General features: G+C 73.4%; 15 protein-coding genes and 2 pseudogenes. 10 read left to right on the forward strand and 7 right to left on the reverse strand.

Annotated elements, in window-relative coordinates; all coding sequences use genetic code 11:
* Positions 1–15 precede the first annotated feature (15 nt).
* Positions 16–474 (forward strand): pyridoxamine 5'-phosphate oxidase family protein, encoded by a 459-nt coding sequence (locus ACIBBD_RS31125; RefSeq protein WP_399422900.1) that lies wholly within the window; start codon positions 16–18, stop codon positions 472–474.
* Between the two features lie 66 nt (positions 475–540).
* On the opposite strand, the gene ACIBBD_RS31130 is transcribed toward ACIBBD_RS31125, so the two are convergent.
* The 3 genes from ACIBBD_RS31130 to ACIBBD_RS31140 form a co-directional block, all read right to left on the reverse strand.
* The gene (locus tag ACIBBD_RS31130; RefSeq protein ID WP_399422901.1) at positions 541–1278 is read right to left on the reverse strand and encodes a hypothetical protein; all 738 of its coding nucleotides are present in this window, start codon (positions 1276–1278) and stop codon (positions 541–543) included.
* 210 nt (positions 1279–1488) lie between these two features.
* A complete protein-coding gene (locus ACIBBD_RS31135) occupies positions 1489–2133 on the reverse strand; it encodes an NADPH-dependent F420 reductase (protein WP_399422902.1) in 645 nt (214 codons plus the stop codon).
* Between the two features lie 296 nt (positions 2134–2429).
* Complete coding sequence (locus ACIBBD_RS31140; protein WP_399422903.1) at positions 2430–2690, reverse strand: hypothetical protein; 261 nt, start codon at positions 2688–2690, stop codon at positions 2430–2432.
* Between the two features lie 275 nt (positions 2691–2965).
* On the opposite strand from ACIBBD_RS31140, the gene ACIBBD_RS31145 reads away from it, so the two are divergent.
* The 4 genes from ACIBBD_RS31145 (at position 2966) to ACIBBD_RS31160 (ending at position 5978) form a co-directional block, all read left to right on the forward strand.
* Complete coding sequence (locus ACIBBD_RS31145) at positions 2966–3334, forward strand: hypothetical protein (RefSeq protein WP_399422904.1); 369 nt, start codon at positions 2966–2968, stop codon at positions 3332–3334.
* Between the two features lie 35 nt (positions 3335–3369).
* Positions 3370–3900 carry a SigE family RNA polymerase sigma factor gene (locus ACIBBD_RS31150; RefSeq protein WP_399422905.1) on the forward strand — a complete coding sequence of 177 codons (531 nt, stop codon included), beginning with the start codon at positions 3370–3372 and terminating at the stop codon, positions 3898–3900.
* 111 nt (positions 3901–4011) lie between these two features.
* Complete coding sequence (locus tag ACIBBD_RS31155; RefSeq protein ID WP_399422906.1) at positions 4012–5223, forward strand: hypothetical protein; 1212 nt, start codon at positions 4012–4014, stop codon at positions 5221–5223.
* Positions 5224–5354: 131 nt separating this feature from the next.
* Positions 5355–5978: a TetR/AcrR family transcriptional regulator gene (locus ACIBBD_RS31160; RefSeq protein ID WP_399422907.1), complete on the forward strand. Its 624-nt coding sequence runs from the start codon at positions 5355–5357 to the stop codon at positions 5976–5978.
* A 31-nt stretch (positions 5979–6009) separates the two neighbouring features.
* On the opposite strand, the gene ACIBBD_RS31165 is transcribed toward ACIBBD_RS31160, so the two are convergent.
* The 3 genes from ACIBBD_RS31165 to ACIBBD_RS31175 form a co-directional block, all read right to left on the reverse strand.
* Positions 6010–7758, reverse strand: coding sequence for a glycoside hydrolase family 3 N-terminal domain-containing protein (locus tag ACIBBD_RS31165; protein WP_399422908.1), 1749 nt, complete (start codon positions 7756–7758; stop codon positions 6010–6012).
* Entirely contained in the window at positions 7755–10073 is a 2319-nt protein-coding gene (locus ACIBBD_RS31170; RefSeq protein WP_399422909.1) for a family 78 glycoside hydrolase catalytic domain, read from the reverse strand. The genes ACIBBD_RS31165 and ACIBBD_RS31170 overlap by 4 nt, the downstream gene beginning before the upstream one ends.
* 66 nt (positions 10074–10139) lie before the next feature.
* Positions 10140–11615 carry an MFS transporter gene (locus ACIBBD_RS31175; RefSeq protein WP_399422910.1) on the reverse strand — a complete coding sequence of 492 codons (1476 nt, stop codon included), beginning with the start codon at positions 11613–11615 and terminating at the stop codon, positions 10140–10142.
* A 388-nt stretch (positions 11616–12003) separates the two neighbouring features.
* Here ACIBBD_RS31175 and ACIBBD_RS31180 point away from each other — a divergent pair.
* Positions 12004–12534, forward strand: a pseudogene (locus ACIBBD_RS31180) (zinc-binding dehydrogenase); the annotation flags it as partial.
* Positions 12531–13166 (forward strand): annotated as a pseudogene (locus ACIBBD_RS31185) (MBL fold metallo-hydrolase). The pseudogenes ACIBBD_RS31180 and ACIBBD_RS31185, both read left to right, overlap by 4 nt.
* Positions 13167–13271: 105 nt before the next feature.
* On the opposite strand, the gene ACIBBD_RS31190 reads toward ACIBBD_RS31185, so the two are convergent.
* Complete coding sequence (locus ACIBBD_RS31190; RefSeq protein ID WP_399422911.1) at positions 13272–13925, reverse strand: hypothetical protein; 654 nt, start codon at positions 13923–13925, stop codon at positions 13272–13274.
* 295 nt (positions 13926–14220) lie between these two features.
* On the opposite strand from ACIBBD_RS31190, the gene ACIBBD_RS31195 reads away from it, so the two are divergent.
* From ACIBBD_RS31195 to ACIBBD_RS31205, 3 genes are all read left to right on the forward strand, one after another.
* Positions 14221–15624: a hypothetical protein gene (locus tag ACIBBD_RS31195; RefSeq protein ID WP_399422912.1), complete on the forward strand. Its 1404-nt coding sequence runs from the start codon at positions 14221–14223 to the stop codon at positions 15622–15624.
* Between the two features lie 68 nt (positions 15625–15692).
* Complete coding sequence (locus ACIBBD_RS31200; protein WP_399422913.1) at positions 15693–16955, forward strand: AAA family ATPase; 1263 nt, start codon at positions 15693–15695, stop codon at positions 16953–16955.
* Positions 16952–18217 carry a VWA-like domain-containing protein gene (locus ACIBBD_RS31205; RefSeq protein ID WP_399422914.1) on the forward strand — a complete coding sequence of 422 codons (1266 nt, stop codon included), beginning with the start codon at positions 16952–16954 and terminating at the stop codon, positions 18215–18217. Before ACIBBD_RS31200 ends, ACIBBD_RS31205 begins: the two co-directional genes overlap by 4 nt.
* The last annotated feature ends 1 nt before the right edge of the window (position 18218 follow it).

The raw sequence follows: 18218 nt of genomic DNA on the forward strand, positions 1-18218 counted from the left end.
TGACTGGAGGACATCATGACGGGCGCGCCGCCGCGTGGACTCGAGGAGAGGCTGCGGGACACCCGCACGAAGCTGGAGAGCGAGGTCGATGCCTGGGTCGCGACGTCGGGCTCCCCGGGCGGGGGCGTCCACCTCATCCCGCTGTCGTACCTCTGGGACGGGACGGCCTTCCTCATCTCGACGCCGCGTGCCTCGGTCACCGGCCGGAACCTGCTGGCGGACGGCCGGGTGCGGCTCAGCCTCGGACCGACCCGCGACGTGGTGGTCGTCGACGGCACCGCCGAGCCGGTGGACATCGCCGGTCTCGGCCCCGCGACGGGGGACGCGTTCGCGGCGAGGACGGGTTTCGATCCGCGCGGACTCGACGAGCCCTACCAGTACTTCCGCATCCGGCCGCGGCGCGTCCAGGCCTGGCGTGAGGCGAACGAGCTGCGGGGACGCGACCTGATGCGCGACGGCCGCTGGCTCGGCTGAGTGCTGCACGGGGGCGTCCCCCGCCGACGGGTCGGCGCCGGCTTCCGTGGAGCTCGGCGCGTCCCCTCAGTCCGTGCTGAGTTTGGTCAGGACGCGCTGGAGGGACCTTGCGCGATCGCTGCCCGGGGGCAGCTCGGGGAGGCAGGCGCGCAGCCTCCGTACGACTCCGACCGGGACCTGGTCCGCGCCCACCTCGTCCACCGCGCGACCCAGGACGTTGAAGCCCCAGTACTTGATGAAGGCCAGCTCCTCACGGAGAACGGCGTCGACGAGCAGGTCGAACGTCGTCGCGTCCGGGACGGCGTAGAGGCGGGCGTACGCGGCCAGGCGCGTCCCCGGATCGTCCGACGCCAGCATGGACCCGAGGTCCGGAGCGGGGATGTGCGGCATCACCTTGAGCAACTCGGCGAAGATCCGCTCCTGTTGCCCGGTGCGGGCCGCGCCGCTGGGCGTCGACCGGCGCAGCCGCGTGTACTCGGAGACAAGGCGCTCCATCGCCGCCTGCTCCGCGCGGGCATCCGCCGTGTCCTCCGGCCGGTTGCTGCTGCCCGCCGCGGCGAGGGCCACGCGGGCGGTCGCCGCCGCTCCGTCGAGCTCCTGGTCGAGGCGCGTCGTCCGTTCCTCGGCGGCCTCGATACGGCTCTCCAGTCGCCGGTACTCCAGCCGCGGTCCCCCGGGCAGTTCGATGCTGTCGAAGACTTCGCCCAGCCAGGGCGCCGCGGCGGCCACGAGCAGCAGCACGGTGATCGTGTCGATCTTGAGATCCGGCCAGATGACGTGCGCCACCGCCAAGGCGATCGCCACGCACGACACGGTCGCGCCTATGGCGTGTCGTCGCCTTCGCCGGGACGCGCCCTCTCGTCGCCGGCTGTCACTGCTCTCCCCGGGCTCCCCCTCATGCACCGCCCCAGCATGCCAGATCTCATCACCAGTGCCTGAACCCGCTGCAACGCACGGCCCTCTGACGAGGCGTCAGGGCGTCCGCGTGCGGCGGTCGACGGCGCCGGCACCCGGTCACGTGGACGGCAGCGCCTGTGCCGCGGGGCGGGTGACCACGTTGATGTTGAAGGTGTGGGCGCCCAGACCGCCCGCGATGCCCATGAAGAGCAACGCGAAGTGCTCCTGTCCGCGTGCGGTGGTGATGCCGCCGATGTCCAGCTGGGACGACGGGGGCCAGCCGAGGTCGGTGAGCAGTCGGCCGGTGGTCCGTTTGGCTTCGGCGTCGTCGCCGGAGAGGAAGACGGTGCTGGGACCGTCGAGAGCTTCCGGGGCGATCATCACGGTGGAGTCCATGGTGCACAGCGTCTTGACGACGGGGGTCAGGGGGAAGGCCTCCTGGATCTGTTCGGCCAGGCTGCTGTTGGGGTGCGAGAGTTCGGTGAAGTCGTCGGAGAGGCCGACCCCGACGTCGATCAGCAAGGTGCCGGCCAGTGCCGGTGCGCCGATGGAGCGCAGCAGCTCCACGGAGACCGCCCCCGGGGTGGCGTTGACGAGTACCTCCGCGTGGGCCGCCGTCTCACTCAGTCCCGCCACGGGGAGGCCGAGATCTGTCCGCTCCTCGGGCCGACGTGACCCGAGGAGCACGTCGTGTCCTGCGGCGCTCCAGCCGTGGGCCAGTGCTCGTGCGACGTTGCCGGTGCCCAGTAGTCCTATACGCATGGTGTGACGCTAACCGTGGACGCCGACTGGGCGGATCGGACCGCGGGCCCGGGTGGACCGGCACCAAAGACGTAGTCCTGTGGTCGCCCGCCACTCGGCACGCCAAGACGCCGGAGAGCTCCGAACAAAAGGAGCGCCCGGCTCGCACGCTCGCCGCGTTGCCGCAAGGTCCTGGTAGCTCCGCTACCAGGACCTACGGGCGCCTTGCGATCGCACGCACCGGACGCCGCGAGCTGATCGGACTCCCCTTTCGTCCGGAGCTCGAGTCCGCCCGGGGTGGGCACGGCCGCCGGTTGTCAGGCGTTCGCGTGGCGGCGCCAGACCGTCTTCCGCGGGGCGGCGTGGTGGGCGGGCTCGGGCCTCCCCGCGTCAGTGGTCTGCCGGCGCCACAGCCACAGGGACGTCAGGGCCAGCAGACCGGTGAAGACCACCAGGAAGAGCACGGACACCCACATCTGCCGGCTCCCGGGGTCCTCCCACCCCACCCATGCGGCGGAGGCCGCCCACAGGGCGACGCCTCCCGCGTAGAACGTGCGCATCCGGTGCAGCTGCCGCACGGCCCGGAGGGATTCAGCGTGATCGATCGTCGGTGCCATGCCGGCCCAGGTACCCCGAAACGCGCCTTCCATCAGCGTTCGGCCGAAGGACATGGGCCGGCTCGCGCGGACGCTGTGCCCCTGCGCGCCGCCGTCGGCGCCGTACCGCTGATGCGCGAACGGTCGACGACCCGGCGGAACGCGACGGGCGGAGACGGACACCCCGACGGCGCCGCTTCCCCGGCCCCGTGAGGACGCGTCGGCGCGGGTCACGAGGTGGGCACGTCGGAACGGATATGGACGCTCTGGCGCGAACACCCGTCGACGACGACCTCGTGACGATGCGGGGTTTGGCCGGCCGGGCCATCGTCGCCATCAGCAGCGCCCGCAGACAGCCACGAGCACACCATGGCTCCGGACCTCAGCGTGCCCTGCCGTCCGGACCCAGCACTCCTCACCCCGCCGTGGAGGCGGCCGCCCGCTGCCTTCCCTCCGACCGCGGCGTCCTCGTCGGCGGCAGCTGGGACGACTCGGTCCCCCTGCCGGACTCCCGCACCTCGTTGATCACGGGCGACGCGACGGTGACCGCCGGGCCGGAGCGCGTCCGCACGGAACCGGTGAGCGAACTCGTCTGCAACATTTGCCACGGCCCGGCGCGTCAGTGAGGTGTAGGCCGACGGAAAGGCGCCAAGGGGTGGGAATGAAGAGGTCCCGGACATCGTCCCGGACGGATGAGTTCATGGAGTTCGCCGCGGGGCGCTCCGGGCATCTGCATCGCTCGGCGTGTCTGCTCACCAGCGGGGACACGCACCTCGCCGAGGATCTGGTGCAGGAGACGCTCAGCCGGATGTACACCCTGTGGGGCCGTATGGCACGGATCGACAATCCCGCGGCGTACGCCCAGACCGTGCTCGTCCGTACGTTCCTCACCCACCGGCGGCGGTACTCCGCCACGGAGCGCCCGGCGGCGGTACTGCCGGACAGCGTGCCCCCCGACGGCGGCGCGGACGACCCGGCTCTGCGGCTGGCCCTGCTGCAGGCCCTGAGGGAACTGCCGCCGAAGGACCGGGCGGTGGTGGTGCTGCGGTACTGGGAGGACCGCAGTGTGGAGGAGACGGCCGACGCCATGAACGTCAGCTCCGCCGCCGTACGCAGCCGGTCGAGCCGGGCGCTGGCGAAGCTGCGCGAACGGCTGGGGGGCAGCCTCGCCGAGCTGAACACCCCGGCCTGACCTCTGGGCCGTTCCCTCCCCTCAGCGGGAACCGGCCGGGCCGCCGCAGGCCCGCCCTTTCACCTTGATCCGCTTCACCTCAGCACCAACACAGGAACTGGTGGTTTCCTTATGCGCTTCGAAGACGAGCTCGGGAGGGCACTTCGCCACACAGCGGGCACCTTCTCCGCCGACCGGTACGCCCTGGCGGAGGGGAGCCTCGCCCGTGGCCGCCGACGACTGGCCCGCCGCCGCGCCTCGGTGGTCGGCGCGAGCGCCCTGGCCGTCGTCCTCGTGACCGCGGCCGGGATCGGGCTGGGCGGGCAGCGCGGCGGTGACGACACCACCCGTGGCGAACACGCCTCGACGCCGCGACCGGCCGGTGACTACCGGCACTTCGCGGTCACCGCCGACGAGATGGAGAACATCCTCCGCAACGGCATGGACCGCTCCCAGATCCCCGTCCAGCGCGAACAGGTGCAGGCGGCGGGCAGCTCCGACCCGGACCGGCCCGCGACGGCCACGATGGACTTCGACGACAGCTGGAGCGCGGCGAGGGTGACGCTCTCGGTGCGGCGCGTCGACCCGGCCGACAAGGACCTGAAGAAGCTGATCACCTGCCCGCCCACAGCGAATTCGCCGTACGAGGAGTGCACGACACAGCCCGGCAACAGGGCGGTGAAGGGATACACCGAGGCCGGCAAGGCGGGCGGGGTCAAGAAGTGGGCGGTCACGATGCTCTCGCCCAGCGGCTACCTCATCGAGGTAGCCACCCACAACATGCCGGGGACGGAGCAGGCGGAGCGGGACGAGGAGACGGCCGTGACCCGCAACCCCCGTATGAACCCGGGCAAGTTGCGCTACCTCGCGATGTTCGTCGACGGCTCGTTCACCCCTGACGGCGAAGCCAACTCCTTGGGGACGGTCAAGCCGGGCTCCCAGGCCGAACCGGGCGACATCCTGCCCGTCCTGAAGGAACTGCTGCCCGAGCGCCTCCACGTCTCCTCGGAAGGCGGCACCGGAGCGGAGGGCCATGTCGTCGTGGTCGACCCGAAGACCGGACAGCACACCTACATCCACGCCGTACGGACCGCCGGTGACAAGGTGACGTGGAGCGAGACCCTCGCCGACGGCACGAAGGTGAGCACCCAGCGGCTGCCCGGCGAGCAGCCGGGAGTCGAGCGACTGCGCGTCGACGCCCTGCGGGTGAACGGGCTGTGGATGACCCTCTCCGCCTACAACGCGCCGAGCCCCACGTCCGCCAAGAGCGGCACCAAGCACTTGATCACGCTCGAGGAGCTCAAGGAGATCGCCACCAGCCGGACCTGGCTCCTCGCGCGCTAGCGCCGACGGCGACCGGGCCGGGAGGGCGGCGCGCCCCTGGGCGTGCGGCCCTCCCGGTGGGGCGGTCGCCGGTGGCCCGTGACCGGTGGGGTGATCATGACCTGTCGAGGCGGCCCGTTAACGTTGTCCCCATGGGGACACCTAGAGGGCCGCGCGGCTCCTACGCGGCGGGACAGGCCAGGCGGCCGCAGATCCTGGAAGCGGCCATGAGGCGGTTCGGTCAGGACGGCTACCACAACACCTCACTGGCCCGTGTCGCGCGCGACGCCGGCATCACCGACGCCGGGCTGCTGCACCACTTCGGGGGCAAGCAGCAACTGCTGCAGGCGGTCGTCGAGTACTGGCACCACCAGATGGACGAGCGGTGGCGGCGCGTGACCGGCTCCGTGCGGGACGCGTTCCGGTGCCACATCGAGGACATGGAGGAGGCCCTGCGGATGCCCGGCATCGTGGAGCTGTCCGTGGTGCTCGCGGCCGAGGCCACCGCCGCCGGCCACCCCGCGCACGACTTCTTCTCGCAGTGGCAGGAGAAGGGGGTGCGGGAGCTGACCGACCGGCTGCGCGCCGCGAGCGAGGCCGGGGAGCTCAAGCCGGACCTGGACCACGAGGCGATCGCCCGCGAGTGCGCGGCCGTCGACGCGGGACTGCGGCTGCAGTGGCTGGCCAGTGGGCGTTCCTTCGACCTCATCGGGGTCACGCGCGCACACCTGGACCGTTTGATGCGGTCCGTCTCGGCCGACGGCAAGGGGCTGTGAGGGGCAGGGCCGACGCCCCGCCCCTCCCGGCTCAGTGCCGGGGCGCGTAGCCCAGGCCGTCGCCGAAGCCGAACAACGGGTCCCGGCTCTCCTGCGGAACGTCGGGACGCCCCGCCGCGACCTCGGCCATGGAGCGCGGCAGTTGGAACGGCAGCCGTCCCCGGGGCTCCGCCCGCCCGAACAGGACGTCCAGCAGGGCCCGGTCGCCCGCGCCGAACGCGGCGAGCAGCGCCGCGCAGCGGTCGGCGATCTCCGGGATGACGGCGGGCCGCTCCAGGTGGATGGCCACCACGGTGGGCACCGTGTCCAGCAGCGTCAGGATCTCCTTCAGCCGGTCCTCGGCGAAGTCGAGCCGTCCGGCGTGGAAGAAGGACTCGAACAGTCCGGGACGCGGCTCGTACGGGGTGCTCAGCCGCAGCACCGCGAGGTCGGCGTCGGCCGGGTCGTCGACGAGTGAGGCGTACTCGGCGGCGACGGCCGGGTCGACGCCCTCGACGTACAGGCGCGGGGTGCCGGTGAGCGGCAGCAGCGCGTCGCCGTTCTTGAGCAGGGTGAGGCCGGAGCGCTGGGCGGCCTCGCCGGCGGCGCGGAAGTCGGCGCGGCCGACGACGGCCTCGGCCGCGTCCACGTCGACGTAGCGGCGCTCGTCGAACAGGCCGAGGCGGAACTTCTCGGCGAGCAGCCGGGCCGCCGAGGCGTCCAGGCGGGACTCCTCCAGCTGTCCGTGCCGCACGAGGTCGGTGACGAGCTCGGAGCAGGACTCGCCGCCGATCTGGTCGGCGCCCGCGTGGAAGATCCGCAGGACGCGTTCGGCCGGGGTGAGGTCCTCCACTCCCCAGGCGCGGGCCAGGTGCGGTTCACCCATGACGAGCTGGTCGGTGACCAGGCCCCAGTCGGTGCAGACGATGCCGTCGAAGCCGAGCTTCTCGCGCAGCAGGCCGGTGATGATGCCGCGGTTGAAGCCGAAGCCGACCTCCTCGTGGTCGGTGCCGACGGGCTTGCCGTAGTAGGGCATCATCTGGGTCGCCCCGGCGGCGATGGCCGCCTTGAACGGCTTGAGGTGGTAGTCGAAGAAGCCGCCCGGGTAGACCTGCTCCTTGCCGTAGGGGAAGTGCGGGTCCTCGCCGTCCTTCTGCGGGCCGCCGCCCGGGAAGTGCTTGACCATCGCCGCGACGCTGTCGGGGCCGAGCCCGTCGCCCGGTCCCCGCAGGCCCTCGATGTACGCGGCGACCAGCCGGGACGTCAGGTCGGCGTCCTCGCCGAAGGTGCCGGAGACGCGGGCCCAGCGCGGCTCGGTGGCCAGGTCGATCTGTGGGTGCAGGGCGACGCGCAGGCCGACCGCGAGGTACTCGCGGCGCACGGTGTCGGCGTACCGGCGCACCAGGTCGGTGTCGCCCACGGCCGCCAGGCCGAGGGTCTCGGGCCACTGGGAGAACGGGCCGGCCATCATCGCGGTGCCGGGGTTGTCGGTGAAGGCGTGCCGCGGGTCGGTGGACAGGGTGACCGGGATGCCCAGCCTGGTGTGGGCGGCCCGTTCCTGGAGCCGGTTGTGGAAGGCGGCCATCTCGCGCGGGGAGGCGGCGCCCAGGACGTTGAAGTGCGTCATCCGGCTCTCGGCCAGCATCTGCTCGGCGGTGCGTCCGGCGGGCGCGGCGTGCGGGGCGGGGCCGATCACGTGGTGGAAGACGAGTCCGGCCTTCTCCTCCACCGTCATCCGGGGCAGCAGGTCCGCGACGCGTTCGCGCACGCTGCGGGCGGGGTCCTGGTACGGGTGGGTCACTGCTGCTCCTCGGCGTGTGTGGGGGCGGGGTGGGGGGTGCGGAAGGTGTGGCGGCCGGGTCCGGCCTGGACGGGTTCGGCGCCCGGCAGGTCGACCTCGGCGGTGGTGCCGGGCGGCACGAGGACGTCGACGAGCAGGAAGTGCCCGGTGATCCGCCAGGAGACCTCGGCGCGGCCGTGGGGCGTCTCGTGCGCGGCCCGCGCCCAGGTGAGCCCGCCACCCGGGCGGGGCCGTACCAGCAGGCGTCGGTAGCCGGGCGCGGCCGGGGCTAGACCGGCGATGGTGCGGTGGATCCAGTCGGCGACCGCGCCCAGCGCGTAGTGGTTGAACGAGGTCATCTCGCCGGGGTTGACGCTGCCGTCGGGCAGCATGCTGTCCCAGCGTTCCCAGACGGTCGTGGCGCCCATGTCCACCTGGTACAGCCAGGACGGGCACGACCGCTCCAGCAGCAGCCGGTAGGCCGTGTCCAGGTGTCCGGTGGCGGTGAGCGCGTCGCACACCAGGGGGGTGCCGAGGAAGCCGGTGGCGATGCGGTGGCCGCGCGCGGCGACCAGGGCGGCGAGCCGGTCGCCGGCGGCGGCCCGCTCGGCCGGATCCTCCAGCAGGTCGAAGCAGAGGGCCAGCGCGTACGCGGTCTGCGTCTCCTCGGTCAGCCGGCCGCCGCCGGCGTGGAAGCGGTCGCGGAAGGCGTCGCGCACCGAGTCGGCGAGGGCGTGGTGGCGCACCGCGTCGTCCTTCTCGCCGAGGACGTCGGCGCTGCGGGCGAGCAGGCGGGCGGAGCGGGCGAAGTAGGCGGTGGCGACCAGGTGGGAGGGCGTGACGGCCCGGCCGGGGTCCTCGGGAGGAGCCGTCGGATCCAGCCAGTCCCCGAACTGGAAGCCCTCGCCCCAGATCCGGCCGGGCCCGGCGATCCCCTCGACGGCGTCGACCCACGCCCGCATCGACGGGTACTGGTCGCGCAGTACGTCGCTGTCGCCGTACCGCTCGTACAGCACCCAGGGCACGATGACGGCGGCGTCGCACCAGCCGGCCATGGGCGGGTTGCCGGGCGGCAGCGGGACGTCGGCGACGACCGGGATCTCGGGCGTGAACACCGGCGGGATGCCGTGCTGGTCGCGGCTCTGGTCGGCGGCCAGGTCGCGCAGCCAGGACCGCAGGAAGTCCCGCACGTCGTACAGGTACGCGGCGGTGGGGGCGAAGACCTGCACGTCGCCGGTCCAGCCCAGGCGCTCGTCGCGCTGCGGGCAGTCGGTGGGTACGTCGAGGAAGTTGCCGCGCATGCCCCACACGACGTTCTCGTGCAGCCGGTCGAGCGCGGGGTCCGAGCAGGAGAACCAGCCGGTGCGGCGCAGGTCGCTGTGGAGGACGACCGCGGTGATGTCGCCGGGCGCGGGCTCGCCCGGCCAGCCGTCGACTTCGGCGTAGCGGAAGCCGTGGAAGGTGAAGCGCGGCTCCCATTCCTCGCCGTCGGCGTCGCCGCGCAGGGTGTACCGGTCGGTGGCGACGGCCGTGCGCAGCGGGCGCACGCACACCTCGCCGTCGCCGTCGAGGACTTCGGCGTGGCGCAGGGTGACCGTCCGCCCGGCCTCACCGCGCACGCGGATGCGCAGGCGCCCGACGAGGTTCTGGCCGAAGTCCGCCAGGACGCGACCGCCGGGCAGGGCGGTGACGGCGACGGGCCGGACGGTCTCGACGCGGCGTACGGGCGGGCTGTCGGCGGGGAAGAGGACGGTGGTGTCGAAGTCGAGGACCCGCACCGGATGCCAGGCGGCGTCGTCGAAGCCGGGCTCGCTCCAGCCGGGCCGTTCGCGGCGCGCGTCGTGGTGCTCGCCCTCGTAGAGGCCGGCGGAGAGCACCGGCCCGTGGGAGGCGCGCCAGCCGGGGCCGGTGGTGACGGTCTGGGCCGTGCCGTCGGTGTACTCGACGCGCAGTTCGGCGAGGAGGCCGGTGTCCGGGCCGTAGATGTCACGGGTGCCGCCGTTGAAGCCGAGCCGGCCCCGGTACCAGCCGTCCGCGAGGTGGGCGCCCCAGGCGTTGGCGCCGGTGCGCAGCAGCCCGGTCACGTCGAAGGAGTGGTAGCGGTGCCGGTGGCGGTAGCTGGTCCAGCCGGGGGCCAGGACGTGGTCGCCGACCACGGTGCCGTTGAGTTCCAGCTCGTACACGCCCAGTGCGGTGACCGTCAGCCGGGCCGCTCTCACTCCGGCCCGCACGGTGAACTCGCCGCGCAGCAGCGCGGCCGGCCGGGCCGCCTCGGCGGGCGGGCCCTCGTCGGGCAGGCGGGGGGTGATGACCTGGGCGGTCCAGTGGTGCGACATCGATGCCTTTCCAGAGGCCCGGCGCACGCGGGACGTGCGCCGGGCCGAACCAGGACGGGGTGGGGTTCAGACTGCGGAGGGTGCCTCTTGGGCTTCTTCCTCCGGCTCGCGCAGGGCGGGGATGAAGAACCCGACGACGAGGGCGACGAGGCTGAGGAGGGCGCCGACCCAGAAGGCCCAGGTGTAGCCGCTGTCGTCGTAGAACGCGGTGCCCTCCAGGACGGTGCTGTGGGCGGCGAGGGCGGCGAACATCGCGGCGCTGAACACGGCTCCGAAGACGTGGGTGAGCATGGTGAGCATGCCGCTGCCCAGGCCCTGCTCGTCCGTGGAGACCGCGCCCACGACGAGCACCGGGGCTGCCGCGACGACGAGACCGCTGCCCAGGCTCGCCACGCACATCGTCCACGTGAGCTGGACCGCGCCGGCGTGGAAGAAGCCCGCCAGCAGGTATCCCAGGCCCATCGCCGCGAGCCCGGCCCACCAGATCAGCCGGGTGTCGACGCCGCGCAGGAAGCGGCTGGCGGCCAGGCCGGTGACGAACAGCAGCAGGTTCCAGGTGACGCCGACGGTGGCGCTGTGCTGGGCGGTCCAGCCGAAGCCGGCCGAGACTCCGGGGATGTGCGGGTAGAGCGCCAGCAGGATGGCGATGACGGGCGCGGTGTAGGCGACCGCCTGGGCCAGGGCTCCGGAGACGACGGTCGTCGCCACCGCACGGCGGCGCAGGACCCGCAGGTCGAGGATCGGGTGGCTGCTCGCCCGCTCGACGGCCAGGAAGCCGAGGAGGGCGACCACGCTGGCCGCGAGCCAGCCCAGGGTCCGCGCGCTGCCCCAGCCCCAGCTCTGTCCCTGTCCGACGGCGTAGACGAGGACGGCGAGGCCGCCGCCGAGGATCAGTCCGCCGAGCCAGTCGAAGCCGGGCTCGAAGGCGTGCCGGGGCGTCTCCGGTACCAGGGTTGCCACCAGGACGAAGGAGACGGTGGTGGCCGCGGCCAGGAACCACATGGCTCCCTTGTAGCCCCAGCCGTCGATCAGCCAGCCGGCCAGGAAGGGCGAGCCGAGGGCGACCAGGCCCAGGCTGCTGCCCAGGATGCCGCTGGCGGACTTGACCAGCACGCCGGGGAAGATGTCCCGCACCGCGGGGAAGGCGAGCGCCGGGAAGGGGCCGTAACAGGCGGCGAGGCCCCGGCCGACCAGCAGGAGCTCGAAGCTGCCCGCGGTCGCGGCGATGACGTCGCCCACGACTCCCAGGGCGATCATCCCGAGCATGATCCGCTTCTTGCCGTACAGGTCACCCAGCTTGATGACGAACGGGCTCAGCAGGGCGGAGACCAGCGTGACGATCAGGGAGAACCAGGCCACCTGCGTCGTGTGGAAGTGCTGCGCCACGTCGGCGGTGGCGTTGGAGCCGAGGATGCCGACCGTGACCAGCAACTGCGTGGGCCAGATGAGGGCGATCAGGACGCCTACGAGACGCGGGGTCCACCTCTGACGGTGCGGGGAGGGTGCTGCATCGAGCGAGGGGCTCGCCGACGTCGGTGTCACGAGACCGCTCCTTTCGGGGATCAGCCAGGGGATCAGCCAGGCGCGAAGGGCGAACTGAAGGCGCCGTTGACGGGATGGCCATGGGGACGCGACGGATACGAAACGTTTCGGCCGCGCTCGATGATGAGGCCGAACACTTAGCGAGCGAGCACTAGGTTTTAGGGGTGTGACAGATATCACCCCTGTCGCGGGGTGCGCAGAGCTCACGGAGCCGCGCCGGACCCGGGTTCCGCCGAGCCGTGGACGGCCCCCCTCTCCGGCGCCGGCCGTGAGCGGCGGCTCGGAGAATCCCGTCTCCTGCGGCATCCGCGCCTGCTCGCCGGCAGCCTGGAGTCCCCGGTCGGCCCGGACCACCCCTTCCGCCGCTGCCGACGGGCGGACTACGACCCTCATCGGCTGCGGCGGCGTCGGCGACGCGGCGATCGCCGGATCGAGCTGGCCGGCGCGGCCCGGATCATCGCCGTGGACATCGACGACCGGAAACTGCGGACCGCCCGGATCCTGGGCGCCACCCACACCGTCAACTCCACGGAGACCGACCCGGTGGAGGCGATCCGCGAACCGACCGGCGGCTTCGGCGCCGACGTCGTCATCGAGGCCGTCGGCCGCCCGGAGACGTACCGGCAGGCGTTCTACGCCCGCGACCTGGCCGGCATCGTCGTCCTCGTCGGCGTCCCCACCCCGGACATGCGGCTCGAACTGCCGTTGCTGGACGTCTTCGGACGCGGTGGAGCCCTGAAGTCCTCCTGGTACGGCGGCTGCCTTCCCTCCCGGGACTTCCCGATGCCGATCGACCTCCACCTCCAGGGCCGCCTGGACCTGGACACGTTCGTCACCGAGACCATCACCCTGGACGAGGTCGAGGACGCCTCGCCCGCATGCCAAGGGTGACGTACTGCGCTCGGTGGTGACCTTCTGACGACCGGTGCGCGGGTCGAACGGGTGGTCACGTCGGGGACGTTCAGCCTGGACGGCGGCACCTGGGACGTCGACAACAACGTCCGGATCGTCGGCGACGACCACGAGGCGCTGGTCATCGACGCGGCCCACGACCCCGACGCCGTCCTGGCAGCGGTCGGCGACCGCGGCTGAGGGCCGTCGTCTGCACCCACGCCCACGACGACCACGTCAACGCGGCCCCCGCCCTGGCCGAAACCACCGGTGCACCCGTCCTCCTCCACCCGGACGACCGGCCCCTGCGGGAAACACACCCACCCGGATCACGATCCGGGCGGCCACCTGTCCGACAACCGGCTCATCGAGATCGCCGGCACCCGACTGCGAGTGCTCCACACGCCCGGGCACACCCCCGGAGCCGTCTGCCTGCACGCGCACCGGCTGCATACGGTCCTCACCGGCGACACGCTCTTCGCCGGCGGTCCGGGCGCGACCGGACGGTCGTACTCGGACTTCCCGACCATCGTCCGCTCGATCCGGGACCGCCTGCTGGTGCTGCCGCCGGCCACGAGGGTGCGCACCGGGCACGGTGAGGACACCACCATCGGTACCGAAGCGCCGCACCTCGCCGACTGGATCGCACGGGGTCACTGATCTGTCAGCCGCCTCGGCCCCCTGCCGGTCGCGGCAGGCCGCAGCGCACTCCAACGGCTCCGGGCGGGGGCCGTCACGGTCGTCCGTGCCGCGGGCCCGCTCCGGTCACTCGCCGCGGGCGCGCCGCAGTTCGCGGACGACCGCGCTCTCGTCCTGGCCGAGCACCGTCTTCTCCACGCTGTGGTCGTCCGAGCGGGAGAAGCGTTCGGCCAGGGCGACGTCCTCCTTGCGGAGGGTGCGTCCGCACCACTCCCCCTGGCCGGCGACGTGGTGGTCGAACGGCACAGCCGCGCCCTCGCCGAGGACCGTCCACCCCTCCCCGGACCAGGCCAGGGCGAGGAGGTAGGTGTGGCCGGGCTCCAGGCGGGGGGCGTGCGGGGTCGTTCTCTTCACGCGTCTGCCGTCCTGCCGGTACACGTCCCAGCCGGCGGCCACCAGGTCGAAGGTCCTGCCCACCGTGCGCTGCGGCGCGTCGGTGGACCACAGGACGCGGTCGGTGCGGAACGTCACCATGCGGTCGGTCGCATAACGGACCGCTCCCTTGGTGAACTCCTGGCGCCCGGTGTCCTGTTCGCGGACCGGCGTGGCCACGACGGCATGGTCCGCCTGGGTCACCCAGTCCTTCGCGGTCTGGGAGGGGCGGGGGTCATGGGCGATTCCACAGCCGACCACCGTGTTCAAACCGCCCCGGGCCACCAGCACGCTGCTGGCGATCCCCAGGAGGGCGAGGCAGGCCGCGGCGGGCCGACGGGTGAACATGGCTCGAACGTTCGACACAGGCCACCGTTCCGGAACAGGGCGGGCCGGGTCGTACCGCACAACAGCCGCCCGCCTGGAGGACATTGCGTGGATGTAGATGACCTTTCGGCCCGTCCGGTGGCGATCGGCGCCGACTGCGTACGGCGCGGGGGACCGACCGCGTACGGCGCGGCACAGGTGTGAGGCGGCGACGCGATATTGCCGTGCCCGGGTCGACGGCGGGGGCTATGCTCCCCGCGATGACGACTTCCTCCGCTGGCAGATGGGGGGTCCGGTCCGCGCAAGGTGAGTGCTGATGTCCACTCACACCGCGAACGCGGATCCCCGCCTTTCCTTCTGGCTGCGCGTGCGTGAGTACGCCGTGCCGCTCCCCATGATCGAGACTGCGACCGCCCGCCGTCACACCGGCGACTGGGCGGGGGCGTGTGCCGCCGCAGGCATCGATGTCGACCTCAACCTGCGTTCCGCGGCACGTACGCACGGCCGGGACCTCGCGGCCCGTGTCCGAGCCGACCTCCGGCACCTGGCACCCGACCTGCTGCGCTGGCACATGCCCCGCATCGCCCCCGACGGGCTGCTGCGCCCGGGGCTGACGCTCACCCTGGCCCGCTACGACACCGTCGGGCGCGACGGCACGGACCCGGTGCACCTCGTGGTGCGGACTCCGCCGGCCCGGGCGGACGGCGGCCAACGCATCAGCCTCGCGCTGTGGGACGGGTCCCGCGACGACCGTTCCCGCCGGCATCCGCATCCGTACCCCAGCCGACGGTTCCGTCTCGACCTGCACCGCCACCTGTGGGACGCGCGCCGCAGCGGGGAGTTGCGGATCCGTTCCGGGGCCGACCGGCCGCCGGTGACGGAGCACGTCGTGTGGGGCCCCGATCCGGGTGAGACGGTGCCGCCCGGGCGTCGCCGCGCCGTCGACCGTTGGGCGGCCGAGGCGGCGATCCTGCTCGGGTGCGAGGGGCGGTCCGACGGCCAGGTCTGCGTGCGGTTGGGGGCCCGTCACCGGCTGGTCCTGGACGTGGCAGCGGGACGGGGCGGCACCAGGCCGACCCCACCGCGGATCACGGCGGTCACCACGGACGACGGTTCCCGCCCGTTGCCGGTCCTGCCCCACGCGGCGACCTGGGTCCTGCCCGACCTGGAGCTGCTCCGCTCCGGTGCCATCGAGGCCGGTCGACTGCACCCCCTGGTCGTCTCCGCCCTCGTACCGGACCACACGCCGGCCGCCGCGCCCCGCACCACGGATCCGGCGGCGCCGGCGCGCCTCGTGGAGTGCCGGGGAGCCCGGCACCACATCGGTCTGGTCGACGGGGTCCTGGCTCCGCTGGACCACGCCCCGGAGGAGATCCGGCGCGAGGAGCTGCTGGCCGCGCTCGGTGGCCCGCCGCTTCCCTGCCTGCGGGCCATCGACGAGGCGCACCGCCGTCCCGACTGCCTCGCGGGGGTTCGCGACCGCCTCGGCCACGGGGACATCGCCGGGGCGCTGGCCGTCGTAGAAGGCCTGCTCGGTCCCGACGCCGTGCTGCGCGACGGTGCCCTGCGGGACGCGCTGGAGGCGGCCGCGCAACGGCGGACCGCCTACGGCATGTTCCGGGCGGGCCTGGCCGGAGACGAATCCGCCCCTGTCCCACCAGCGAGGCCTGGCCGTCCCCGCGTCCGCCGCACGCGGCCTCGCCACGCGGCCTTCCACTGACCGGGAATTCCCACCCCCTCCCCCACCCGCCCCACACGTCTCCTCACGAACCCGAAAGGTGATCGACCATGCCCACACGCGCTCCGTTCCCCACGACCGACCCTCCCGCCGGCCCGGCCCACGCCTCCCGGTCGGACATCGCCGGCGACCTGCTGGCCCTGCTGCGCGAGACCACCACCGAACCCCGCCCCGACCCCCAACTGGAGGCCCTCACGCTGGCCGTGGCCGCCGACCTGCCCGTGATGCTGTGGGGTGAGCCTGGGATCGGCAAGACCGCGGCCCTGAACCAGCTCGCCGAAGCCCTGGACCTTCCGCTGACCACGGTGATCGCCAGCGTGCACGAGCCGTCCGACTTCTCCGGGCTGCCCGTCGTCGGGGACGATCCCGCGGAGCAGGGGATCCCGATGGCCCCGCCGGACTGGGCGGTGCGCCTGGTGCGGGCCGGCCGCGGGCTGCTGTTCCTGGACGAGCTGTCCACCGCGCCACCGGCCGTTCAGGCCGCGCTGCTCCGCCTGGTGCTGGAGCGGCGGATCGGTGCCCTGCGGCTGCCGCCCGGCGTGCGGATCGTCGCGGCCGCCAACCCGCGGTCCTCGGCGGCCGACGGCTGGGAGCTGAGCCCGCCCCTCGCCAACCGGTTCGTCCATCTCCAGTGGGTCCACGACCACGACGTCGTCGTACGCGGACTCGGCGGGACATGGCCGCGGGCCACCCTGCCACGGCTCGACCCGCTCAGGCTGCCGGAGTCCGTGGCCCTCGCCCGCCGTGCCGTGTGCGGGCTGCTCGCCGCCCGGCCGGGGCTCGTCCACCGGCTGCCCAGCGGCGAGACCCGCCGGGGCGGGGCCTGGCCGTCACCGCGCAGTTGGGAGATGACGCTGCATCTGATCGCCTTCGCCACCGCGGCCGGCTCCTCCCGGGAGGTACTGTCCCTCCTCGTCCGGGGCGCGGTGGGGGACGGCCCCGGGCTGGAACTGCTGGCGAGCCTCGACCGGATGGACCTGCCGGACCCCGAGGTGCTGCTCGCCGACCCGGCGCGGGCCGTCCTGCCCGAACGGGGAGACCTGCGGCAGGCCGTCCTGGACGCGGTGGTCGCCGCGGTCCGCAGACAGCCGGAGAAGTCGCGCTGGGACGCGGCGTGGACGCTCCTGGTCCGGGCGCTCGAGACCGGGGCCCCTGACCTGGTGGTCGTGCCCGCCACCACCCTCGCCTCGCTGCGCCGCGAGGACTGGGACGTCCCGGCGTCGGTCGAGCGGCTCGCCGGAGCGGTGAACCTGTCGCGGCGGGCCGACCAGGTGGCCGCCCGCACCGCCGCCGCGGCGAAGGCCGGCCGATGACGGCCGGCGCACCGGGGGCGCCCGTTCCCGACGGTCCGAGCGCGCTGGACCTCGACAAGCTCTTCGCCGCCCGCCTGCACGCCGCCCGCGTCCGGCCGTACCTGGCGACGGCCCTGTTCGCCCTGCACCCGGTGGAGTCGCGGCTGGTGCCGACCATGGCCGTCGACCGGCACTGGCGGTGCTACGTCTCACCCGCCTTCGTGGCCCGCACCCCGGTGGAGGACCTCGCCGGCGTGTGGGTGCACGAGGTGTCGCACCTGCTGCGCGACCACCACGGGCGCAGCGACCGGGTCGCCCGGGAGCGGGGGCTCATCGGCGCGGGGGAACGGCTGCGGATGAACATCGCCGCGGACTGCGAGATCAACGACGACGCGTTCGGCGACGGGCTGGCCCGGCCGGAGGGCGCCGTCGCCCCGGAGACCCTGGGACTGCCCGTGGGCGAGCTCATGGAGGAGTACCTGAGCCGGTTCCGGCTCGGGCAGCACACCCAGGACCTGGCCTGGCTGGACTGCGGCAGCGGTGCCGACGGACTGGAACGGGCGTGGGACCTCGGCCCGGACGGCGCCCACGGACTCAGCGCGCAGGAACGGGACGCGGTCCGCTTCCGGGTGGCGCAGGGCATCACCGCCCGTCCCGGGAACGCCTCGGGAGGCTGGCGGCGGTGGGCTCAGGAGGCGTTCCACCCGCCGCAGCCGTGGCGGGAGCTGCTCGGAGCGGCGGTCCGCTCGGCGGTCTCCACAAGCGGCGCGGGCGAGGACTACACGTACGGCCGGCCGGCGCGGCGCTCGGCGGGGGTGCCCGGCGCCGTACTGCCGAGCCTGCGGCGCAAGCCGCCCCGCGTCTCGGTGATCATCGACACCTCCGGGTCGGTCGGCGACGCCGAACTGGGCAGCGCCCTCCTCGAGGTCGCCGCGATCTCCCGGGCCGTGGGCGGCCGCCGCGACCTGGTCACGGTGCTGTCCTGCGACGCCGCCGTCCCGGTCGCGCACCCGCTGTGCCGCGCCGAGGGCATCGCGCTGGTGGGCGGCGGCGGTACGGATCTGCGCGCGGGTTTCACCAAGGCGCTCCGCATGCGACCGCACCCCGACGTCCTGGTGGTCCTGACCGACGGCCGAACACCGTGGCCGGCGACGCGACCGCCCTGCCGGACGGTGGTGGGTCTGTTCCCCCGGCAGCGGGCGGCCCGGTCGTGGGAGGAGGACGATCCGGATTACGTGCCGGACGCGCCGCCGGAGTGGGCGCGGGTGGTGACCATCGGATGAT

The sequence above is a fragment of the Streptomyces sp. NPDC051315 genome, from assembly GCF_044455165.1.
Taxonomy (GTDB): Bacteria; Actinomycetota; Actinomycetes; order Streptomycetales; family Streptomycetaceae; genus Streptomyces.